Source organism: Yinghuangia aomiensis (assembly GCF_039542225.1).
Classification (GTDB): domain Bacteria; phylum Actinomycetota; class Actinomycetes; order Streptomycetales; family Streptomycetaceae; genus Yinghuangia; species Yinghuangia aomiensis.
On record NZ_BAABHS010000006.1, the window covers coordinates 344,292 to 363,725 of the forward strand.

Annotated in this window: 17 protein-coding genes and 1 pseudogene; 12 read left to right on the plus strand and 6 right to left on the minus strand. The window is 72.7% G+C overall.

What is annotated here, in order from left to right:
- The first annotated feature begins 33 nt into the window (after positions 1-33).
- The 4 genes from ABEA93_RS10935 to ABEA93_RS10950 all read left to right on the plus strand — a co-directional run bounded on the left by ABEA93_RS10935 (position 34) and on the right by ABEA93_RS10950 (position 3,179).
- Positions 34-567 (plus strand): arsenate reductase/protein-tyrosine-phosphatase family protein, encoded by a 534-nt coding sequence (locus ABEA93_RS10935; protein WP_345675201.1) that lies wholly within the window; start codon positions 34-36, stop codon positions 565-567.
- A gap of 135 nt (positions 568-702) precedes the next feature.
- Positions 703-1,872, plus strand: a complete 1,170-nt coding sequence (locus ABEA93_RS10940; protein WP_345675202.1) for a penicillin-binding transpeptidase domain-containing protein — start codon at positions 703-705, stop codon at positions 1,870-1,872.
- Positions 1,873-2,040: 168 nt separating this feature from the next.
- Positions 2,041-2,895, plus strand: coding sequence for an acyl-CoA thioesterase (locus ABEA93_RS10945; RefSeq protein WP_345675240.1), 855 nt, complete (start codon positions 2,041-2,043; stop codon positions 2,893-2,895).
- A 50-nt stretch (positions 2,896-2,945) separates the two neighbouring features.
- Entirely contained in the window at positions 2,946-3,179 is a 234-nt protein-coding gene (locus ABEA93_RS10950) for a hypothetical protein (RefSeq protein ID WP_345675203.1), read from the plus strand.
- A 62-nt stretch (positions 3,180-3,241) separates the two neighbouring features.
- Here the strand turns inward: ABEA93_RS10950 and ABEA93_RS10955 are convergent, their stop codons facing one another.
- Positions 3,242-3,727, minus strand: coding sequence for a hypothetical protein (locus ABEA93_RS10955; protein WP_345675204.1), 486 nt, complete (start codon positions 3,725-3,727; stop codon positions 3,242-3,244).
- A 295-nt stretch (positions 3,728-4,022) separates the two neighbouring features.
- On the opposite strand from ABEA93_RS10955, the gene ABEA93_RS10960 reads away from it, so the two are divergent.
- Complete coding sequence (locus ABEA93_RS10960) at positions 4,023-4,727, plus strand: class I SAM-dependent methyltransferase (RefSeq protein WP_345675205.1); 705 nt, start codon at positions 4,023-4,025, stop codon at positions 4,725-4,727.
- Here the strand turns inward: ABEA93_RS10960 and ABEA93_RS10965 are convergent.
- The gene (locus tag ABEA93_RS10965; RefSeq protein ID WP_345675206.1) at positions 4,702-5,613 is read right to left on the minus strand and encodes a helix-turn-helix domain-containing protein; all 912 of its coding nucleotides are present in this window, start codon (positions 5,611-5,613) and stop codon (positions 4,702-4,704) included. The two genes, ABEA93_RS10960 and ABEA93_RS10965, sit on opposite strands and share 26 nt — an antisense overlap.
- Positions 5,614-5,875: 262 nt before the next feature.
- On the opposite strand from ABEA93_RS10965, the gene ABEA93_RS10970 reads away from it, so the two are divergent.
- Positions 5,876-6,256: a hypothetical protein gene (locus ABEA93_RS10970; RefSeq protein ID WP_345675207.1), complete on the plus strand. Its 381-nt coding sequence runs from the start codon at positions 5,876-5,878 to the stop codon at positions 6,254-6,256.
- A 236-nt stretch (positions 6,257-6,492) separates the two neighbouring features.
- On the opposite strand, the gene ABEA93_RS10975 is transcribed toward ABEA93_RS10970, so the two are convergent.
- Positions 6,493-8,775 carry a molybdopterin-dependent oxidoreductase gene (locus tag ABEA93_RS10975; protein WP_345675208.1) on the minus strand — a complete coding sequence of 761 codons (2,283 nt, stop codon included), beginning with the start codon at positions 8,773-8,775 and terminating at the stop codon, positions 6,493-6,495.
- A gap of 82 nt (positions 8,776-8,857) precedes the next feature.
- On the opposite strand from ABEA93_RS10975, the gene ABEA93_RS10980 reads away from it, so the two are divergent.
- Positions 8,858-10,594, plus strand: a complete 1,737-nt coding sequence (locus tag ABEA93_RS10980; protein WP_345675209.1) for a pyruvate dehydrogenase — start codon at positions 8,858-8,860, stop codon at positions 10,592-10,594.
- Positions 10,595-10,633: 39 nt separating this feature from the next.
- On the opposite strand, the gene ABEA93_RS10985 is transcribed toward ABEA93_RS10980, so the two are convergent.
- Positions 10,634-11,575, minus strand: coding sequence for a hypothetical protein (locus tag ABEA93_RS10985; RefSeq protein ID WP_345675210.1), 942 nt, complete (start codon positions 11,573-11,575; stop codon positions 10,634-10,636).
- A gap of 258 nt (positions 11,576-11,833) precedes the next feature.
- Between ABEA93_RS10985 and ABEA93_RS10990 the strand changes: the two are divergent.
- Positions 11,834-12,040: pseudogene (locus tag ABEA93_RS10990) on the plus strand (ubiquinone-dependent pyruvate dehydrogenase); the annotation flags it as partial.
- A 24-nt stretch (positions 12,041-12,064) separates the two neighbouring features.
- On the opposite strand, the gene ABEA93_RS10995 reads toward ABEA93_RS10990, so the two are convergent.
- The gene (locus tag ABEA93_RS10995) at positions 12,065-13,099 is read right to left on the minus strand and encodes a hypothetical protein (RefSeq protein ID WP_345675211.1); all 1,035 of its coding nucleotides are present in this window, start codon (positions 13,097-13,099) and stop codon (positions 12,065-12,067) included.
- A 242-nt stretch (positions 13,100-13,341) separates the two neighbouring features.
- Here ABEA93_RS10995 and ABEA93_RS11000 point away from each other — a divergent pair, with 242 nt between their 5' ends.
- Positions 13,342-14,106, plus strand: a complete 765-nt coding sequence (locus ABEA93_RS11000; RefSeq protein WP_345675212.1) for a crotonase/enoyl-CoA hydratase family protein — start codon at positions 13,342-13,344, stop codon at positions 14,104-14,106.
- A 44-nt stretch (positions 14,107-14,150) separates the two neighbouring features.
- Here the strand turns inward: ABEA93_RS11000 and ABEA93_RS11005 are convergent, their stop codons facing one another.
- A complete protein-coding gene (locus ABEA93_RS11005) occupies positions 14,151-15,848 on the minus strand; it encodes a PucR family transcriptional regulator (RefSeq protein ID WP_345675213.1) in 1,698 nt (565 codons plus the stop codon).
- Between the two features lie 114 nt (positions 15,849-15,962).
- On the opposite strand from ABEA93_RS11005, the gene ABEA93_RS11010 reads away from it, so the two are divergent.
- From ABEA93_RS11010 to speB, 3 genes are read left to right on the plus strand one after another with little or no spacing between them, the layout of a single operon-like run.
- Positions 15,963-17,435 (plus strand): purine-cytosine permease family protein, encoded by a 1,473-nt coding sequence (locus tag ABEA93_RS11010; protein WP_345675214.1) that lies wholly within the window; start codon positions 15,963-15,965, stop codon positions 17,433-17,435.
- A gap of 1 nt (position 17,436) precedes the next feature.
- Complete coding sequence (locus tag ABEA93_RS11015) at positions 17,437-18,402, plus strand: nitrilase-related carbon-nitrogen hydrolase (protein WP_345675215.1); 966 nt, start codon at positions 17,437-17,439, stop codon at positions 18,400-18,402.
- The gene (gene speB, locus ABEA93_RS11020; protein ID WP_345675216.1) at positions 18,399-19,364 is read left to right on the plus strand and encodes an agmatinase; all 966 of its coding nucleotides are present in this window, start codon (positions 18,399-18,401) and stop codon (positions 19,362-19,364) included. Before ABEA93_RS11015 ends, speB begins: the two co-directional genes overlap by 4 nt.
- The last annotated feature ends 70 nt before the right edge of the window (positions 19,365-19,434 follow it).

Consider the following 19,434-nt stretch of genomic DNA (forward strand, 5'->3'; position numbering starts at 1 on the left):
CACCGCCGCCGTGGGTCGCAGTACCGTTCCCCCATGATCCTCGTGGTGTGTACCGGCAATATCTGCCGTTCGCCGATGGTGGAGGCCATGTTGCGGCATCACCTGGCGGGGGTGCCGGGGGCATGGCAGGTGGCGTCGGCCGGGACTCTCGGGTGGGGGGAGGCGGCGATGACCGAGGAGAGCGCGGAGGTGCTGCGCGAGCACGGGATCGCGCCGCATGCGCATACGAGTCGGAAGCTGACGGCCGAGATGCTCGACGAGGCGGACGTCGTCGTGGGGATGACCCGCGAGCACGTGTGGGGCATGACGGCACGGTCGGCGGCGGTGGAGCCGCGGGCGTTCGTGCTGGGCGAGTTGGCGCGGCTCGGGGAGAAGGCAGGGCCGCGGGGCGAGCTGACGGTGCGCGAGTGGGTGGCGCAGGTCGACGGGTTGCGGGACGCGCGGCGGATGGCGCGGGCCGACGACGAGTTGGCGGATCCGCTGGGCGAGCCGATCGAGACCTACCGGACGCTCGCCGACCGGGCCGAGGGCCAGGTCCGCCGGCTGGTCGCGTTGCTCACGCGCTGACGCCGGCCGAACACCTTCCCGGCAAGGGGTCGAAATCCGGTTCCGTCGCGGCTAGGCTCCACGGCCTGCCACGAAGGCAACTGTCCGGTCGCACAACTCGTGTGCGCACCACGGGGGAACAGGATCTCGGCACCCATGTCCAGCAGAGGTTTCGACGGCGCCAAAGGCATGCTCGGCGCCGTCCTCGGTCTTCTTCTGATCGGCGCGATAGCCGTCGGCGGTCTCGTCGGCTACCGCGCACTGTCCGACGGCGACAACACCGGCAACGCGTCCGCGACCGCCCCGGCGACCATCCCGGTCAGCACACCGCCGCCGCCTACACCGACGCCGGCCCCGACGCCGACGTTCACGCTGCCGAGCCCGGAGCCGTCCGCCACGGAATCGGCGTCCGCGTCCCCCGAGCCGGCCGACACCGGCCCCGGCTCCCGCACGATCGACCCCGAACTGCAGGCCGTCGCGGAGGCCGCCGTGGGCGACCGCAACATCGCGCTCGTCGCGCTGAACGTCGACAACGGCGAGATCGTCGCGATCACCGGCCAGAACGACGCGCTCTCCGGCGCGACCCCGCCCGGCTCCACGTTCAAGATCGTCACGTCGGCACTGCTGCTGTCGAAGGGCATCGTCAGCCCGAACGGTTCCGCGCCGTGCCCGGCCACCTCGAACGTCGACGGGCAGCCGTTCCACAACGTCGACAACATGGCGATCCCCGGCGCGACGTTCCGGCAGGACTTCGCCCGGTCGTGCAACACCGCGTTCATCGAGCAGCGCGGCAAGATCGGCACCGGCGACCTCGCCGACTTCTCCAGCACGTACTTCGGCCTCAACAGCAACGCCTGGCAGGTCAAACCGGGCCTGGGGACGGTCGACGGGAAGGTCCCCGCGGCGGGCAGCGAGAACGAGAAGGCCGCGCAGATGATCGGCCAGGGCAGGATCCAGATGAACGCGATGACGATGGCGTCGGTCGTCGCCACCGCCATCACCGGCGAATTCCACCAGCCGGTCCTGGTCCGCGGCGGCCCGGTGTACTCGACGAAGGCCAAGCTGCCGCGCTCGGTGACCACCGCGATCCGCGGCATGATGGCCGACTGCGCGACGAGCGGCACCGCGAAGGACGTGTTCCGCGGCATCCCCGGCGTCGGCGCGAAGACCGGCACCGCGGAGAAGGGCGGCGACACCACCGACGGCTGGATGGTCGCCTACCGCGGCAAGATCGCGGTGGCGGCGTACGCCCCCGGCGGCGCGTCCGGTTCGAAGGCCGCGGGCCCGGCCGTCGCCGAGTTCCTGCGCGCCGTCCCGGCCAACTGACCTCCGCCCCGGCCAACCGAACGGGGCCGCGGGCGTGCGCAACGTCATGAATTCCGCAGGCGCGCGTGCATCGCTCCGCGACCCCGTATCTGGCACCATGACGACGTGAGCGATCTTCCCGAGGGACGGCCGGGCCGTCCGGACACCCCGGCCGCGTCCGGCCGCCCGGTGGCCTTCGCCGGCGGCCGCGCCGAAACGTTCGTGGACCTGCTCGCTCTCGAGGAGATCGAGAAGAACATCTTCCGCGGGCACGTCCACGCGGGCGCCCCGCTGCGGGCGTTCGGCGGGCAGGTCGCCGCGCAGGCGCTGGTCGCGGCCGGACGCACCGTCATGTCCGACCGGCACGTCCACTCGCTGCACAGCTACTTCCTGCGCCCGGGTCGGACCACGTCGCCGATCGTCTACCTCGTCGACACCATGCGGGACGGCCGGTCGTTCACCACCCGCCGGGTCACCGCGGTGCAGAACGGCGAGACGATCTTCGCCCTGTCCGCGTCCTTCAAGGTGCCCGAGGAGACCCCCGAGCACCGCCGCGCGATGCCGGAGGTGCCGCGGCCGGAGGACCTGCCGGACCCGTACGAAGGCCTGCCGCGCGAAGCCCGCGACCACTACGAGGTCTCCCAGACCCGCCTCGTCATGGACATGCGCTTCGTCCCGCCGGAGAGCACCGCGGTCACCCACATGACCGACGGCATCCCGCACCAGCGCGTGTGGATGAAGGCCGCGGAGAAGCTTCCGGACGACCCGCTGCTCCACGTCTGCGCGATGGCCTACATGTCCGACCTGACCCTGGCCGGCACCGCGGCAGGCCCGCACATCACCGATCCGCAGAACCTCCAGATGGCCTCCCTCGACCACGCCATGTGGTTCCACCGCCCGTTCCGCGCCGACGAGTGGCTCCTGTTCGCACAGGCCTCGCCGACGGCCCAGGACGCGCGCGGCCTGGCGATGGGCGAGTTCTACGACCACCAAGGAATCCTGGTGGCAAGCGCGGTACAGGAAGCCTTGATCCGGCAGCACTGACCTTTCGGCACATAACCGGCGAACCCGACCTCGGCCGATGTCGGACGCACGTGCCACCTTTGCGCGCCGACGATGCCGCGTTCGACGCCGCCGAAGCCCGCATCCGCGCCGAACTGCCCGAGCGGGCACGGCAAGCCGCCGCCTGGGCCGAGGAAGCCGGACTGACGCCCGACCCGGACGCGGTACTGGCCGCCATGCAAGAGGACGAGACGTTCGCCGAGGATCTGTTCTTCAGTGTGCTCGCGGCGCTGGGGGTGCCGGGGATTCCGGAAGGCGAGGACTGAGAACCGCCTTGGACGGGTGACGAGGCAGCCCGTCACCGGGCTGCCCGACGCCGACTCGTTCGCTACAGGACCGCGTTGATCTTGTACACATACCCGCCCGGGGCCTCCGTCGCGTCCGCCGTCCCCGACGCCCGGGCGTACGCCCCGGTCCCGCCGATCACCATCAGCCGCATCGGGTCCGCAGTCCCCGGCATGACCGTGACGTCGCGGTAGTGGTGGGTGCCCTCGATCAGCAGCGTTCCGCGGCCGTCGACCGTGAGGCTGTGGATGCAGTGGGCGATCAGCCGCTCGGCGCGGGCCTTTTCGACCGTGCAGCCGATGCTCGCCTCGCCGACGCGCCTGTTGGTGGCGGTGTCGATCAGGCGGGCGTAGGTGCCCCACGTGGTGCCCTCGACCGCGTCGTGGGGTTTGCCGCCGCCGACGACGGCGGCGCGGTAGCCCGGTTGCGGGGCCGGGTCGGCGCCCGCGGCGCCCGGGGCGGCGAGCAGCGTCGCGAGGGCGGCCGAGAGGGCCACCACAGGGGCGGTGCGTCGGGCGAGGCGCGGCATCGGGTCCACCTTCGTGCGGCCCCGCCGGGTGCGGGGCATCCACGGCGATCGTGTGCATGGAGGGCGCGCGGCGGGCGGGTGCCACGCGGCGGAGTCGCCTGTTCGGCGCAGTCCTGGCTCGACCTCGGCTCGACCTCGGCGCGGTCTCTGCGCGGTCCGGGCCGGTCCGCCGGTGGGCGGGCCGGGTCGGGGTTCCCCCGCGGTGTCCGGGATTCGACGCCCGACTACGCCCCGTGACCACCCAACCCGTTTTGTGATCTTGCGCGGGGCGCGGCGGGGCCGCCATCGTGTGGAGGTGCAACAACCTCCGCGCAGTTCGCCATGGCCCGACCTCGACCGCCTGATCGTTTCCTCGCGGCCGGCCCGGGACTACGAGTTGATGTTCGCCCTGGAGTTGGCCGCGTTGGCGGGGCGTCGGGTGCTCGATTGTCCGGGTGGGGCTTCGTCGTTCGCGGCGGAGGCGGCGGATGCCGGGGCGGACGTGTCCGCGGTCGATCCGCTGTATGTGCTCTCCGCCGACGAGTTGCGCCGTCGGCTGGCCTCGGACGTGGAGCTGGCGTTCGGCGTGCACGACGAGCGGCCGGAGATCGACTCGGACTGGCTGGCGGAGCAGAAGGAGCGCTGGCGGGTGGCCGGCGAACGGTTCTTCGCCGACTACCGCCCGGACGGGCGGACACGCCGCTACCAGCCCGCCGTCCTGCCCGATCTCCCCTTCGCGGACGCCGAGTTCGACGTCGCCCTGGTGTCGCACCTGTTGTTCACGTACGACGCCGTCGACCCGGACGCAGGACTTCGCGAACTCCTGCGCGTCGTCCGGCCCGGCGGCACGATACGCATCCACCCGCTGGTGGCGAGCGACGGCGTGCCTTACCCGGTCGAGCGCGTGCTCGCCTGGCTGGAAGGGGACGGCCACCGCGGCGAGGTCGTCGAGGTCCCGTACGGCAAAGCGCGCGGTGTCGGGCGCAGCCTCATCGTCACGCGCGGGGCCGCCACGCGGTAGGTTCCGGGCGGACTCCGGGGATCAGGCCGGGAATCGACACGATCGTCACCCGGTAGTCGGTGCGGGCCAGCGGAGTCCACGGCTCGGTGATCAACGTGGAGACGCGGTACAGGAGTTCCCGGTCCGGGTCGTACCACTTGTGCTCGGGGCGGGAGTTCCAGCGCGGCGTCAGCGTGTGCCCGGACGACGCGAGGCCGCGTTCGCGGGCCGGGACGTGCTCCCAGCGGTGCTTCCAGTACGGGCTGACCGTGGCCAGGTAACACGTGACCGCGTCCAAGCGGCTGCGGCACGGCTCGTGGGCGCAGTGCCGCAGCCAGGTGGCTTTGAACGCGCCGATGAACCGGTCGAGGTACTCCCGCCGTTCGGGTGCGGGTTCGGGGAACGCCTTGGCCCCGTCGTGCCATTCGCTGCCGTCGCGGCTGACGGCGCGCCGTTTCTCGGAGAAGATCATGGCGAGCGAGTTGCGGCCGATCGTCTCGGGCGCGTCGGGCTCCAGCAGGTCGGAAAGCCATTCGCCGGCCGCTTGGTTGCTGCGGACGATCTGCCACCACGGCCCGGTGACGTAGGCGGGGACTGCCAGCGAGTCGACGAACTCGCCTAAATCACCGAGCGTTTCCGGTGCCTGGCTGATGCAGTCGACGACCGGCCTTCCCCGGTCGGCGGCTTCCGCGAGCGGGGCGATCTCCTCGGCGTCCAGCGCGAAGCCGGTGATGATCTGGTGCAGCGCATGGTCGCGCAGCGGCCTGGTGTGCTCGTAGTGCCGGTAGGTGGCCACGCCCGTGACCTGCGCGGCTTCGTCCTGGGTGTACCCGCGGTCGTGCCGCAGCCAGCGCAACGCTAGTGCGGAGGCCGGTAGTTGCGCCGTCCTGGTGCTGTCTCGTGGCATCGGCTCGTCGCTCCCCCGGCTCTGCCGGATCTCCGGCGGCGCCGATCATAGGTCGCGGCCGCGCTGCCCGGTAACCGTTCAAAAAATGGACGTTGCCCCGCAGCAAAGCACGTCGCGAGGATGGCCGCGAGGGCCGCCACCCTCGAAGCCGCCGCCGGCCACCTGACGGGTGGGACGCGGCGGGGCGCGTCGGGCCGCGTTCGCGGCCCGTCCGGAAGGCCGGGGGCCCGCACACCCCTGCCCCTGCATCGAGGTGTGTGCCGTGCCCGTCGTCCGGATCACCCGCCGCGGCCGCCCAACCCCGCGCCGGCGCGACCGCTCCGCCGCGCGCCCGTCGGCGTGGTCCCGCGAGCCCCTTTACGGGCGCGACGGGGCCACGCCCGGCGGCGGGCTGCCCGGGTTGGTCGCGGCGGTCCTGCGCCGTCCCCGAGGCAACGCGGGCCCGGCCGCCCGGGAGCCGTGGCCGGGCCCCGCGGACACCCTCACCGACGCCCAGCGCGGCGGCCGCACCTGCGTCGCCTGCGACACCCCCCACCCCACGCTGCGCCCGATCGGCCGCCTTGCGTCCGGCACGCCCGTCTTCGCCTGCCGCCCTTGCCGCACCGCCGCCCTCCGCGCCGGTTCCGCCGACCGCACCCCCTGACCGCACCCCCTGACCGCGCGGCCACCCGGCCCCGCGGCCCCCGCCCGGCCGTCGACCAGGCAGGCGCCGGCCGGGCGGGGCGGCATGAGCGGGAGACCGCCGGGGACGGGGTGACGAGACCTGCCGGTTCGCGGGCGGACGGGGCGTCGACGTCGCCGACGTTGCCCGGGTCGCGGCCCGCGTCCACGACGACGACGCCGTCCCGGGACCGTCCCCGAACCGCCCCAGGGCGGGTCCTAACCGGCCACTGCCCGGACGCGGACCGGGATGCCGTTGACGGCGGCGTTGCCGGAGATCGCGTCGACGAAGGTGCCGGGGGCGAGGATGTTGGAGTTCACGCCCGCGTGGCTGCGGGCCGTGTCCATGCGGGTGCCGGGTTCGTCGTGGCCCCAGCCGTGGGGCATGGAGACCACGCCGGGCATCATCTCGTCGGTGACCTGGACGGCGACCTCGATCACGCCTTCGTCGGAGGCCACTTCGGCGGGGCGGCCGTCGTGGAGGCCGCTGCGGGCGGCGTCGTCGGGGTGGATCAGCAGGGTGCACTTGTTGGACCCGCCGACGAGAGCCGGGACGTTGTGCAGCCACGAGTTCTTGGAGCGGAGGTGGCGGCGGCTGACCAGCAGCAGCGTCGACGGGTCGGCCACCCGGTCGAGATGGGCGCGGAGGCGCGGCAGGTCGGCGGTGATGTAGTCGGGGGCTATCTCGACCTTGCCGGTGGGCGTGGTGAGGATCTCCGCGACGCGCGGCACCATCGGGCCGAGGTCGATGCCGTCCGGGGCGGCTTTGAAGTCGGCGAGGGTGAGGCCGCCTTCGACCTGGCCGTAGCGGTCGCCCCACGGGCCGGTGCGAATGGACAGGTCGACGATGCGTTCCGGGCCGCCGTGGTCGTAGTGCGGCAGGATCTCGTCGGGGTCGAGGCCGCAGGCGCGGGCGAGGACGCCGAACCACATGTCGTCGAGGGCCGCGACGTCGACGCCCGCGGCAGGCTGTCCCGCGGCGATCGCGGCGAGGCGCAGCACGATTTCCCATTCGGCGGGCCGGTCCGGGTCCTCGGGCGCCACGACCGGCTCGGACCACTTGCCCGCGCTCCCGACCGCGAAGTTCCACATCAGGTCGTCGAAGTGCGGGCTTTCCAGCGGGCCGGGGCCGGGCAGGATGACGTGGGCGTGCCGGGTGGTCTCGTTGATCCAGTTGTCGATGCTGATCATCGCGTCGAGCTTGGGCAGCGCCTCGCGGAGGCGGGCCGCGCCGGGGGCGCTGACCGCCGGGTTTCCGGCGATGGTGATGAGCGCGCGGATGCGGCCTTCGCCTTCGGTGTCGATTTCCTCGGCGAGGCAGGACACCGGGACCTGGCCGAGGACTTCGGCGGCGCCGCGGACGCGGGAGTGCCAGCGTCCGAACGGCGCGCCGTCGGCGTTCTTGCTGCCCTGGGTGAGCGTGGCCACGGACCAGTTGACGGGCTTGGGGAACATCAGCCCGCCGGGGGTGTCGAAGTGCCCGGTGAGGATGTTGACGACGTCGACGAGCCAGCTGGCGAGGGTGCCGAACTCCTGGTTGCACAGGCCGATGCGGCCGTAGACGACGGCGGACTCGGCGGCGGCGAGTTCGCGGGCGAGTTCGCGGATGCGGTCGGCCGGGATGCGGCAGGTGGCGGCGACGGATTCGGGGGTCCAGTCGCGGGCGAGTGCGGCGACCTGGTCGACACCGGCGATGTGCGGGGCGGCGTCGCCGAGTTCCACGAGCTTCTCGTCGAACAGGGTGTGCACGACGGCCATGAGCAGCGCGGCGTCGGTGCCGGGGACGATCGGCAGCCATTCGTCGGCGGCGTCGGCGGTGCCGGTGCGGCGCGGGTCGATGACGACGACCTTGCCGCCGCCGCGGCGGATGCGTTTGATCTCGCCCATGATGTCCGGGCAGGCGAGCAGCGAGCCTTGGGAGGCCTGCGGGTTGGCGCCCATGACGACGAACAGGTCGCTGGTGCGGCGCAGGTCGGGCACCGGGATCGTCCACATGCCGCCGTACATGAGCAGCGACGAGACGTTCTTGGGCCACTGGTCGACGGTGCCGGACGAGTAGATGTGGTGGATTCCGGCCATGCCGATGAGGATGCCGGAGTAGCGGGCGAGCGCCATGTTGTGCGCGAGCGGGTTGCCGAGGAACGCGGTGAGGGCGCTGGGGCCGTGGGTTTCGCGGACCGGCCGCAGGAGGCGTTCGCATTCGGCGAAGGCCTCGTCCCAGGTGGCTTCGCGCCAGGTGTCGCCGGTGCGGATCATCGGGGTGCGGAGCCGGTCGGGGTCGTTCTGCAGGGCGCCGAGCGTGGTGCCCTTCGGACAGATGTGCCCCTTGCTCCACACGTCGTTCTTGTTGGGTTTGATGCGTTGCACCGAGTTGCCGGAGACGGTGATCTCCAGACCGCACATGGCTTCGCACAGGTGGCAGGTGCGCCGGTGCACGGTTGTCGTCGGTTCGGGGCCGGCGGCCCCGTTCGCGCCGGTGTTCGGGTCTACTGCGCTGGTCACGGCGTGCCTCCCCTGGTCGCGCTGAAGCGTCGGCGACTATGGCAGAGATGCCCTGCAGGATGAAGAGTGCGAGGAGTGCAGCATGCCCACCGTCGCCGATCAGCTGGTGACCGTTCTGCGGCAGGCGGGGGTGCGCCGCATCTACGGGGTGGTCGGTGACAGCCTCAACCCGGTGGTCGATGCGATCCGGCGTTCGGATGGCGCGATCGAGTGGGTGCACGTGCACAACGAGGAGGCGGGCGCGTTCGCGGCCGCCGCCGAAGCGCAGGTCACCGGGCAGCTGGCGGTGTGCGCGGGGTCGTGCGGCCCGGGCAACACGCACCTGGTGCAGGGCTTGTACGACGCGCAGCGCAGCGGCGCGCCGGTGCTGGCGTTGGCCTCGCACATTCCGGCGTCGCAGATCGGCACGGGCTTCTTCCAGGAGACGCATCCGGAGCTGCTGTTCCGCGACCTGGCGCAGTGGTGCGAGATGTTGTCGCAGCCCGAGCAGATGCCGCGGATGGCGCGCACGGCGGTGCAGCACGCGATCGCCGGACCGGGGGTGTCGGTGCTGGTGGTGCCGGGCGACATCGCGGACAAGTCGGCGTCGAACCCGGTCGGGCGCAGCGCGGTGTCCGCGTCGACGGGCGTGCTGTCGCCCGCGCCGGACGCGGTGGCGGCGCTCGCGGAGAAGATCAACGCGGCGTCCAAGGTCGCGCTGTTCTGCGGTGCGGGCGTGCGCGGGTCGCATGCGGCGGTGATGCGGCTGGCGGCGACGGTGCAAGCGCCGGTGGGGCACACGCTGCGCGGCAAGGAGTGGATCCAGTTCGACAACCCGTACGACGTGGGCATGATCGGCCTGCTCGGCTACGGCGCCTGCTACGACGCGGTGCACGACGCCGACTTGGTGGTGCTGCTCGGCACGGACTTCCCCTACGACTCCTTCCTCCCCGGCGCCCGCACCGTCCAGATCGACCGGGACGCGAGCCGTCTCGGCCGCCGCACGCCGCTGGAGCTGGCCGTGCACGGCGACGTCGGCGCGACGCTGGAGGCTTTGCAGCCGCTGCTGCGGCAGAAGCGGGACCAGAAGTTCCTGGAGACGATGCTGCGCAAGCACGAGAAGACGCTGAGCGGTGTGGTGGACGCGTACACGAAGGACGTCGACCACCACGTGCCGATCCATCCCGAGTACGCGGCCGCCATCCTGGACACGGTGGCCGCCGACGACGCGGTGTTCACCGTCGACACCGGCATGAACAACGTGTGGGCTGCGCGCTATGTGACTCCCAACGGTCGGCGGCGGATCATCGGTTCGTTCACGCACGGCACGATGGCGAACGCGCTCCCGCACGCGATCGGCGCGGCGTTCGCCGACCGGGAGCGGCAGGTGGTGTCGCTGTCGGGCGACGGCGGACTGAGCATGCTGCTGGGCGAGTTGATCACCGTCGTGCAGCACGGGCTCGGGGTGAAGACCATTGTGTTCAACAACGCGTCCCTGGGCATGGTGCGCCTGGAAATGCTGGTGGACGGCATGCCGGCCTACGGCACCGACCATCCCCAGGTCGACTTCGCCGCGATCGCGCGCGGCGTGGGCATGCCGTCGTGGCGGGTGACGTCGCCGACGGATCTGGAAGGCGTGCTGCGCGAGGCGCTGGGCACGCCCGGCCCGGCGCTGGTGGACGTGGTGACCGACCCGAACGCCCTGTCCGTGCCATCGCACTTCACGTTCGGCCAGGTCAAGGGCTTCGCGCTGGCGGCGGGCAAGACGGTGCTGGCCGGCGGCGTGGGCAGCATGCTGGACCTGGCGCGGTCGAACCTGCGGAACATTCCGCGGCCGTAGGGCGGCGAGGCACAGAGGCCGCGGAAGGCAGTCGCCGGCTCAGCCGCCCAGCGACACTCCCGGTTCGCGGACGAGTTCGGCAGCCAAGGCGGGTGTGGCGGCCAAAGCCCTGGTCACGTTCGCGGACTGGATGGAGCGGTTGACTGTGTTCGCCGCCACGTGAGGCCTCGGCACTTTCGTTTCCGTCGCGGACGCCAGCCCGACCGCCGCACGGTCGAGGCTCGCCTGCACGGCCTGCCCGGCACGCTCGCGGGCGGCATCGACCGACCGGGCCCCGTCGGGGGCGACCAACCACGCCGCGTAGGCCGCCGTTGTCGTCCGGGCCTGCTCGGCGGCGAGCCCCGCGTGGCGTACGGCCTCGTCGAGGCTCCGCTGGTGGTGGCGGCGGACCAAGGACGCCTTCTCGGCGCGGCCCCAGCTGTCTTGGATCGCCGCGTGCGCTCCGGCCGCGGCAGCCCGGCCGCCGAGGTCGGCGGCGATGTTGAGGGCGTGCGCCTGCCGGTCGTCGGCCGACCGCCTGCCGAGGAGTTTGTCCTTGGCGTCGATCTCGGCCGCGGCCCAGGTGTGGTCGAGCGAGGGCGGGGGCTCCGACGGCGGCCCGCCGGCTTGGTACAGCCTGCCGGACGCGGCGGCCGCCACGTGCCTGGTGACATGCTGCGCGGCCTCATCCAGCATCTCCCGACGCTCCTTCAGCTTGCGAACCTGCACCAGCGTGTTGTTCACGATGGTGTCGGCCACCGAGCCGATCGCGCCGACGAGCGCTCTGTCCCGATCCCCTTCCAAGGTGTCCCCATAGGCCTTCATCAGCGTGTGTGGGTCACGGCCCGCCGGCGGCGGAACCAGCAACGGCACACCATCGCTTCCGGATCCCCGCTCCCGCAGCGCCGCTTCGTGGCCTCGGACGGCGTTCAGCCGCCCCAGCAGGCTGCTGACCGCGGGCATGGCCACGTCCAACGGGGGCCGCTGCAGCGTCCATTTCATGTTGCCCGATGGCAGGACGACACCAGGCTGACGGATCGGTGTGCCAGGCCCGTCGGATCCGCTCACCCGTTCCTCCTCGGCCACCGGCGGTCGGCCCGGCAGCCGATCGGGACCGCCAATCTCGCATCGCCGAGCGCGCCGTGTCCACACTTGTCCGCTCAAAGAACGGCCTTCAAGTTGACGCTGGTTCAGCTTCGTCCCGAGAACGCGAGACGCAGAAGGACGTCGACCACCACGCGCCGATCCACCCCGGGTACAGGCGTGCTGCGCGAGGCGCTGGGCACGCCCGGCCCGGCGCTGGCGGACGTGGTGACCGACCCGAACGCCCTGTCCGTGCCATCGCACTTCACGTTCGGCCAGGTCAAGGGCTTCGCGCTGGCGGCGGGCAAGACGGTGCTGGCCGGCGGCGTTGGCAGCATGCTGGACCTGGCGCGGTCGAACCTGCGGAACATTCCGCGGCCGTAGGCGCGCGGGACTGACGTGGTCGGCTCAACCGGCCGGCGAACGGCCCGCTCCGGGGACGAGTTCGGCGGCCAGCGCAGGTACGTTCGAGAAGGCCCGCGCGATGGTGAAGTTTTGCATGGCTCCGTTGACCGCATCAGCCGACACCGGCGACCGTGCGGCCTTCATGTCCGTCGCGGACGAGAGGCCGGCCGCCACGCGGTCGAGGCGCGCCGCGGCCTGCCCGACGTGCCCGCGCGTGAGGTCGATCGTCGCTCGGGCACCGCCAGGGATCGTGAGCCAGTCGGCGTAGGCTTTGACTCCCCTCCGGCCCGACTCCGCGGCGAGACCCGCGTGGTACTCGGCCTCGGCGAGGCCCTGCCTGCCGTACTCGGCCGAGCGGTTCCCTGCCACGGTGTCGCCCCGCGCCCGGCTGATCTCGACGTGTTCCCGGGCGGCCGCGGCCAGGCCGCCGAGCTCGACCGCCACTTTGAGGGCGTCCATTTGGTGTCGGCCGCCCGGACTTCGGCCGAGCACCTTTTCCTTTGCGTCGATCTCCGCCGCGGCCCACGTGTGGTCGCGCGACCGTGTACGGGGCAGGCCGGGCTGTGCCCCGGCATCGGACGACCTGCCGAAAGCTGCCGCGGTCACGCGCCCGGCGACGTCCAGGGTGGCGGCCTGCATCGACGACGTGACCTGCGACGGGTCGAACACCGACGAATTGGTGAGGTAGTGCCGGGTTTTCTGCACGACCGCGTCCTTGACCGCCACGATTGCCTGGGTGAGTACGCCGTCGCGCTCGCGCTCCAAGTGCTCCCCGTACGCCGCCATCAGCGCGGCCGGGTCGGCACCCGCCGGCGGCCGCACCAGCAGCGGCACCCCGTCCGGGCCGGAGCCTGCCTGCCGCAACGCCTGTTCGTGCCCGCGCACGACGGTGATCCGCCCCTGCGCGGCCCCGAATCCCGGTGCGACCGCTTCCAGCGGCGGCGGCCGCCACGTCCAGTCCACATCGCCCAAGGGCAGCCCGGCTCCGGGGCGGTGCGGCGCCGCTCCGCTCTCGGATCCACCGTCGGGACCGCTCATGTGCGCCTCCTCGACCACCGGCAAGGCAGCGAGGCCGGGCTGCCTCGCCGTCGGCTCAATGTCGCACCGCCGCCCGCGTCGTGTCGACCATCACACGCGCATCCGCCGCGGCACCATCCACGCCGCGCGAATCCTCACGGCCGGCCGATCGTCCTTGTCGCCTCAAGGAACGACCCATAAGTTAACGCTAGTTCAGCTCCATTGGTCGATCCGGTCCGGGAACGCGAGACGCAGGGGGTCCGATGTCCGACGAGGTGCTGGTCGAGCACGCCGACGGGATCGCCGTCGTGACGATCAACCGGCCGCGCGCCCGCAACGCGGTGAACCACGCGGTGAGCGAGGGAATCGCGGCCGCACTCGACGAGTTCGAGGCGCGCAAGGATCTGACGGTCGCGATCCTCACCGGCGCGGGCGGCTCGTTCTGCGCGGGCATGGACCTGAAGGGGTTCGTGTCGGGCGACAACCCGATCCACGACGTGCGCGGCTTCGGCGGGATCACCGCCAAGCCGCCCGCGAAGCCGGTGATCGCCGCGGTCGAAGGCTACGCGCTCGCGGGCGGCTTCGAGATCGTCCTGGCCTGCGACCTGATCGTGGCCTCGCACGAGGCGCGGTTCGGGCTTCCCGAGGTCAAGCGCGGTCTGGCGGCGGGCGCGGGCGGCCTGATGCGGCTGCCGCGCCGGATCCCGTACGCCGTCGCCCTGCAACTGGCATTGACCGGCGACGAGTTGTCGGCAGTCGACGCGCAGCGTCTGGGACTGGTGAGTGCGCTGACCGCGCCCGGCGAGGCGTTGCCGGGCGCGCGGGCGCTGGCGGCGCGGATCGCGGCCAACGCTCCGCTGGCGGTCGCGGCGACGAAGCGGATCGTGGCGGAGTCGCAGGACTGGCCGGCGGACGAGGCGTTCGCCCGGCAGTCGCCGATCCTCTCTCCGGTGTTCAGGTCGGCGGACGCGCGGGAGGGCGCGGTGGCGTTCGCGGAGCGGCGGGCGCCGGTGTGGCGGGGCGAGTGACGGTGCGGCGCACGGCGGCCCCGGTCTGCGCCTGACCGCGCGGACTACGGCCGTTCCCGGCGCCGGATCCGGACGGCCATCCACAGGTCGAACCGGTCGCCGCCCGCGTCGAGGTGCCGGCCGGTCGCGGCCATGGCCTTGTCGATGCGGTTGCGCACGGTGTGCCGGTGGACGCCGAGGCGGCGGGCGGTCTCGTCCCAGGACCCGCCGGCTTCGAGCCAGGCTTCCAGCGTCGCGGCCAGCTCCCCCGACGGGTCGGCGGCGTCCAGCGGGCCGAGGACGGTGTCCGCGAACGCGGTCAGCGTGTCCCGGTCCGCGAGGTCGAGCAGCAGCGCGCTCGACCCGCCGTGCTCGGCTTCGACGGGGCGCCCGGACGCGCGGCTCAGCGGCAGCAGCGCCCGTGCCTGGCGGACCGACGACGCGGCCGCCTCCGGCGGGGTGACAGGGCCGATCCCGGCCGCCCGTCCCGGCGCGAACCGGTCGAGGACTTCGCGGACGTCGAGGTCGTCGCCGCAGACGGCCTCGACCACGCCGCCGCCGATCCGGACGAGGCCGCCGGGCAGGGCCAGGGCGAGGTCCGCGGCCAGCTCGGCGGCCGAGCCCGGGTCCGCACCGGCACGGGACGGCACGTCGGCAGCGGCCGGCCCCGGGGGCGGTCCGGCCTGGGCCGCCCCCGGGGCCGACTCCGCACGTTCTCCCCCGGTGGCCGTCTCCACCGCAAAGCCCCGCACCCGCTCCGCCCCCAGCCCCGCCCCCGCGAGCACGTCGCGCGCCTGCTCCGGCGTGGTCTCCGCGGCCAGCAGGCGGCCGAGCAGGGCCGCCCGCCGGCGCCGCACCGGCTCGTCGGCGAGGTGGCGCCGTTCGAGTTCCAGCGTCAGCAACGACACCAAGCCGGACGCCAGCAGCCGCTCCTCCGCGCCGATGTGTCCGCCGAGCACGAGCAGCCCGCGCAGCCGCTCGGCACCGAGCGGCAGCACCTCGACCCGCAGATCGCCGCGGATGCTGCTGCCGCTGCCGTGCAGGCCGCGCGCGGCGACCCGGCCGAGGAGGTCCCCGGCGGCGTCGGGGAGGGCACCCGAGGATCCTCCGGCCACCCCGTTGCCCGCGTCCGCGATCAGCCGCCCCAGCGGATCCGTCACCACCGCCGTCACCCCGGTCGCGACGGTCCACGCCCGCAGCGTCGCCGTCAGGCCCTGCCCCGACGCGGCCGCCGTGGTCAGCCGCCGCTGCGCCTCGAACGCACGTTCCAGCGCGCGCCGCTGCACGGCCGCCCGGGCGTCGAACACCGCCTTGGTCACCGCGATGAACGGCACCTCGTCAGGCACCGTCAGCAACGGCATGCCCGCCGCCTCCGCCGCCCCGACCAGCGGCTCGGGTGCGCTTTGGTGCGGCAGGTCGCGCCCCAGGCCGAGCACCAGGCCGCACGCGCCGGACCCGTCCGCGGCCGCGTCGCGCACGTACGCCGCACACGCCTCGTCCGTCATCGGCAGCAGCAGGCCGATCGTCATCAGCAGCTCGCCGCCTTGCAGCCACTGCCCCGGCGTCAGCAGCTCGGACACGTGCGCGGCCTCCACCGGGCGGCCGAGGTGCGCCGCGCCCGCGGCGACCGCAAGGCGAAGCTCCGGCAGCGCCACCAGGTCGGCGATCCGCACCACGTCCGTCCCGACGCCCGGCGCACCCGCGGAAACGCCCGAACCGCTGGAAAAACTGTCATCACCGGACATATCCCTGTGGGCATCCATGGACACAGTGTCGACGACTTTTCCCCAGGTTCGACAATTTTTCGATCGTTTACGGTTGTACGGCAGGCATACCTTCACGAGGTCATCCCTGCCGCGCTCCCCCAGGAGACCCGAATGGACACCACCGAACGCCCCGCCGCGGGACCGGTGAGAGTCTCCGGACTCGACGGACCCGCCCCCCTGTCCGGGCGCATCGAAACCCGGTCGATCGACTACGTGCCCGCGAACGAGCGGCACGGCAAGGTCTGGCACCAGGGCCCCTTCTGGTTCACCGGCAACTTCGTCCTCACCACGATGGTCACCGGCTTCATCGGCCCGTCCCTCGGCCTCGGCCTCGGCTGGTCGGTCCTCGCGGTCGTCCTGGGCGCGTGCTTCGGCACCTTCTTCATGGCGTTCCACGCCAACCAGGGCCCGCGTATGGGCCTGCCGCAGATGATCCAGTCGCGCGCGCAGTTCGGCCTGCGCGGCGCGATCCTGCCGTTCGCCGCCGTCGTGTTCGTGTACGTCGGCTTCAACGTCTTCAACGTCATCCTCGCCACCGAGGGCCTGCAGACCGTGCTGCCCGGCGGCAAGGTCTTCTGGTACGCCGCGCTCATCGGCGTGGCCGTGGTCCTCGCGATCATCGGACACGACCTGCTGCACCTGGTGCAGCGCTGGCTGACGTACATCCTCATCGCGGTCTTCGGCATCCTGACCGTCGGCGCGGCCGTCAACCTCGACGTGCACGCGCCCGCGACCGGCGGCGGCCTGGACTGGACGTCGTTCCTCATCGTGTTCTCCGCCGCGGCCGGCTACCAGATCAGCTACGCGGTCTACGTCTCCGACTACTCGCGCTACCTGCCCGCGAACGTCCCGGCCCGCAAGGTCATCTGGTGGACGTACGCCGGCGCCGCCGGGTCCGCCGCGTGGCTCATGTCGCTCGGCGCGCTCATCGCGTCCGCGCTGCCGGAGCCGAGCGCGATCGGCGCGATCCGGCAGGTCGGCAACGACATCATGCCGGGCTTCGGCACCTTCGCCGTGCTGCTGTCCTCGGTGGCGCTGATCGGCATCATGGCGGTCAACGCGTACGGCGCGATGCTGACCACGACGAGCGCGGTCGACGCGTTCCGGCCGGTGCGCCCGACGATCCGGGTGCGGGTCACCGGCATCGGCGTCATCGCGGTGGTCATCTTCGTCGTCGCGCTGGTGCTGCCGGACGACTACCTGGCGAACTTCAACGACTTCGTGCTGATGATGCTGTACTTCCTGGTGCCGTGGACGGCCGTGAACCTCACGGACTTCTACTTCGTGCGGCGCGGGCACTACTCCATCGCGGCGATCTTCGACCCGAAGGGCCCGTACGGGAATTGGCAGTGGCGCGGCATGGTCGCCTACGTCGCCGGCTTCGCGGCCATGGTGCCGTTCTTCAAGATCTCGTTCTTCACCGGCCCCGCGGCGGACGCGCTGGGCGGCGCGGACCTGTCCTTCCTCGTCGGCCTGCTGGTCTCCGGCGTGCTGTACGCGTGGCTGGGACGGAGTATCGACACCGCCGCGGAACAAGCCGCCGAAGCGGATGCGGACGCCGCGCTCGGCGCACGGGAGGCCTGACGTGGACGGCGCCGCGGCCGAGTCGGGGGCGATGGCCGGAGCCGGTTCCGGAACCGGCTCCGGGGTGACGGTGGTGGCCTGCGCGCAGGTGCGTTTGGCCGTCGGCGATCCGGCGGCCAACCGCGCCGCGACCCTGGACGCGGTCGACCGTGCGGCGGAGGCCGGGGCCCGGATCGTGGTGCTGCCCGAACTCGCCAACAGCGGCTATGTGTTCCGGGATGCCGCGGAGGCCGCGGCGCTCGCCGAACCGGTCGGGCCGCCGGCCGGGGAAGGGCCCGGAGCCGAAGCCGCGGGGCCGGCGGTGGCCGCGTGGACGGAAGCCGCCCGGCGGCACGGCATCGTGATCGTGGCCGGGCTCGCCGAGCGCGCTCCGGACGGGCTGATCCGGAACTCGGCGGTGCTGATCGACCCGGACGGAGTGCGCGCCGTCTACCGGAAGGCTCACCTCTGGGGACGGGAGAGCGAGTTCTTCGTGCCCGGCGACGCTCCCCCGCCGGTGGTCGCCACCGCGTTCGGCGACGTGGGCCTGATGGTCTGCTACGACCTGGAGTTCCCCGAATGGGTACGGCTTCCGGCCCTGTCCGGTGCCGAGCTGCTGTGCGCACCGGTCAACTGGCCGTACGCGCCCCGCCCGGAAGGCGAACGCCCCGCCGAGGTCGTGCGGGTGCAGGCGGACGCCGCGGTCAACCGCATGTTCGTCGCCGCGTGCGACCGGGCCGGACCGGAACGCGGCACCGACTGGGTCGGCGGCTCGGTCATCACCGACCCGGACGGCTTCCCGCTCGCCGGACCGCACCCCGGCGAGGAAACCCTGCTGATCGCGGAATGCCGCCTGGCGGACGCCCGCGACAAACACATCGGCACATACAACGACGTACACGCCGACCGGCGGCCGGAGCTGTATGCGCCGGTGGCCGTCGGCACCCGCGACACCGTTGGCGACAACCCCGCAAAGGACTCCCGATGACCGACCCCCGAGGCTCGCTTCAGGGCCCCGTCGACGCCACGCGCATCCCGCGTTTCGCCGGACCCGCCACCTTCGCGCGCCTGCCGCGCGCGGACGAGGTCGAGCACGTGGACGTCGCGGTGGTGGGCGTCCCGTTCGACAGCGGTGTCAGCTACCGGCCGGGCGCCCGGTTCGGCCCCGGGCACGTGCGCGCCTCGTCGAAGCTGCTGCGGCCGTACAACCCGGCGCTCGACGTCTCGCCGTTCGCCGAACTGCAGATCGCCGACGCGGGCGACATCGCCGTCAACCCGTTCGACATCGAAGACGCCATCAAGACCGTGGAACTGGCCGCGCGGGACTTCGCCGCGCGGGGCACCCGGCTGCTCACCATCGGCGGCGACCACACCATCGCCCTGCCGCTGCTGCGCGCCGCGGCCGCCGCGCACGGGCCGGTCGCCGTGGTGCACTTCGACGCGCACCTCGACACGTGGGACACGTATTTCGGCCAGCCGTACACGCACGGCACCCCGTTCCGGCGCGCGTCGGAGGAAGGGCTGCTGGACCCGACGCGCTGCCTGCACGTGGGCATCCGCGGGCCGCTCTACAGCGAGCAGGACCTCACCGACGACGGTGTCCTCGGCTTCCAGGTCGTGCACAGCGACGACTACCAGGACGCCACCGTCGCGTCCGTGGTCGAGCGCATGCGGGCCCGGCTGGGCGACGGGCCGGTGTACGTGTCCGTGGACATCGACGTGCTGGACCCGGCGCACGCGCCGGGCACCGGGACGCCGGAGGCAGGCGGCCTCACCAGCCGCGAGCTGCTCGGGACGCTGCGCGGCCTGGTCGGACTGAACGTGGTCGGGGCGGACATCGTCGAGGTCGCACCGGCCTACGACCACGCCGAACTGACGGGTGTGGCGGCCGCGCACACCGCGTACGAGCTGCTGTCGGTGCTGGCGCGGAACCGGCGGGACGGCGGCTGAGCGGGGGCCGAAACGGGGGACGGAGGAACGAGGGATCGGGGGACGGAGGAACGAGGAACAGGGGTGGAAC